The 2250-nt window shown below is 61.9% G+C and carries 2 protein-coding genes and 1 pseudogene; 2 read left to right on the top strand and 1 reads right to left on the bottom strand.

Annotated features, from left to right (window positions below; translation table 11 throughout):
- Positions 1 to 99 precede the first annotated feature (99 nt).
- Together NOV72_RS31670 and NOV72_RS32530 are read left to right on the top strand one after the other, a co-directional pair.
- Positions 100 to 324, top strand: a complete 225-nt coding sequence (locus tag NOV72_RS31670) for a hypothetical protein (RefSeq protein ID WP_146150069.1) — start codon at positions 100 to 102, stop codon at positions 322 to 324.
- 110 nt (positions 325 to 434) lie between these two features.
- Entirely contained in the window at positions 435 to 815 is a 381-nt protein-coding gene (locus NOV72_RS32530; RefSeq protein WP_181291213.1) for a hypothetical protein, read from the top strand.
- On the opposite strand, the pseudogene NOV72_RS31665 reads toward NOV72_RS32530, so the two are convergent.
- Positions 741 to 1527 (bottom strand): annotated as a pseudogene (locus NOV72_RS31665) (IS3 family transposase); the annotation flags it as partial. The gene NOV72_RS32530 and the pseudogene NOV72_RS31665 overlap by 75 nt on opposite strands.
- Positions 1528 to 2250 lie beyond the last annotated feature (723 nt).

Below are 2250 nucleotides of genomic sequence, written 5' to 3'. Positions count from 1 at the left end.
AGGCGTGACGCCAAAACAGCGGCTCACTGCCGCAGCATAGTCTACTTCTGACCCGCGTTATTAGCGGGGGGATTACCACAGCACCGCCGTGGCGACCACGTGCAACGCGCGCTCGGCAGCTTGTCAGGGCGGATGACGTTCGGCGCCGACGCGAAGCTCGACGCAAGCCACGCCGGGACGGCGATCCTGTGGGCCGGCGCCGATGGTGGCAAGCTCACACTCCCGCGCACTGCGACGCTGCCGTTGAATGCGGTCGCATTCCTCATCTATCACGACGGCGCCGCCGTGCTCAAACTGCTCGCGCAGGGCAGCGCCTTCATCTAGCCGGACGAGGCACCGAAAGTCACGCTCCAGCCCGGCGAGTCGCGCTATGCCTGTCGCGGGTCAATGGCGAATACGACGTACTGGTCACGCGTCTGCCGGCGGGATATGCGTTGCCCGCCGCCACCTCGACGACGCTGGGCGGGATCATCGCGGGTCCCGGCACCGCAGTGACCGCCGATGGCACGCTCAGTACCACGGGCACCGCCATCGTCAATCTCACGGGCGGCGCGAACGTTGCGCTCGATCTCACACCGATTTCGCAGGACGCGCCCGAGATACTCTTCAATCTGCCAATCGCGGCCGGCGGAACGACGGCGCTCACTATCAGCAATCCGCCCGCGGCGGGCACACTCGCTGAGTTCACGCTTCAGGTCAGAAGCGGCGCGGGCTCGGCGCTCACCTTTCCCGCAACGGATGGCGTGCGAAACGAATTCCGGCCCGTTGTCCGAACGCAAGTAGCGCGGCGCACCATGCAGGCTGATCAGCTGTGAGAGCACTTCGATCACGCGTGCAGAGCGAATTGACCCCGCCACATCGATGGCCAGGCATTCACGCGTGTATTCGTCGATCACAGTCAGACACTTCAACTGCTGACCGTTGGCGAAGGCATCGAGCACGAAGTCATACGCCCAGACATGTCGTGCCGCCGTAGCTGGCTGAGGCCGGGGTCGATGCGTCGACACGCGTCGCCGCGGGCGCTTGCGCGGCACCTGCAGTCCCGCGAGCCGCCACATCCGCCAAGCCCGGTCTGCACTTATCGGATGGCCTTGTCGATCCAAAAGATCCTGATGCGACGGTAACCATAGCGCGGATACTGCGCCGACAGAACACAAATCGCAGCCAGCACCGGGGCGTCACGCTCGGTCAACTTCGACTGGTAATGCAACGCCGACCTCGCAACCGACATCAGCGCGCACGCGCCGCTCCGACAGGCCTCGCGCTTTCGCGTAGGCAACCTGCAGGCGGCGAGCGGGCGCGCTCACCACTTTTTTGCGTTGATTTCCCTCATCACATCGAGTTCGAGATCACGCTCCGCCGCTATCTTGTTCAGACGCGCGTTCTCCTGCTCAAGCTGCTTGAGGCGCTTCACGCCGGCCGCCTTCATCCCGTCGAAATGCTGACGCCAGTTGTAAATCGTCTGCTCGCTGATGCCGTGCTTCTTGCCCACCTCTGCGACCGACGTTTGTCCGCCTCGCGCAGCATCGTGACGATCTGTTCTTCCGTGAATTGGCTCCTTCATGACTTCCATTCCTCCGTTGGAAGCCATTCTCTCAAGTTTCAACTGGTCCGAAAATCGCCAGGCAGGTCATGTCATGCAAGTGTCAGGTGTGCGTCGAATGCACTCGTTTCGAGTTTTACTTTGTGCGACGCGACGACATGCGAGAAGCGTAGAACGCTCGTCAGGTCGAAGATGACCCCGCCCTCGGGTGCAAGGCTACAGAATGTGTCGAGTCGTTACCTTCAAGATAGGCGACCGAATCGACTATCGAAACGGTTAAGTCTTGATGACAGAAAAATGAGTTCAACGTCGTGACGCTTGCCGTCGCAAGCAGGCCCTAAATAGCCGGCGGACGCAAGGCGGGCTGAACGAGTTGTGGCTTCGATGTCCGCGCTCGCGGGGCGCGCGGCGCTCGATCGCGGCCGCGCGCCGGACGGCCGCGCACGCCACCTGTATCACGCCGCCCGGACGGCTTTGAGGCGACGGCCGAGGCGGGCCATGGAATGTAACCAAAAATCTCGTCTACGAGAGACGGACAAAGCCCCCGCAACCAAATCTTCAAGCAAAGAGCCCGGTTTATCCGTAATGCCGTTCAGTTAGCGCTGAACGGCATTTTTGTTTGTGGGGGCGAGAAGTGGTTGTAAACGGAGCGCCGGGCTGTTAACTTTCTGGTGCGATGCTTGCCGACCACCTCACTTATCTGATCG

The organism is Caballeronia novacaledonica, assembly GCF_900258035.1.
Taxonomy (GTDB): domain Bacteria; phylum Pseudomonadota; class Gammaproteobacteria; order Burkholderiales; family Burkholderiaceae; genus Caballeronia; species Caballeronia novacaledonica.
The sequence above is the reverse complement of the archived record's forward strand: the minus strand, read 5'-3'. Positions and strand labels throughout refer to the sequence as shown.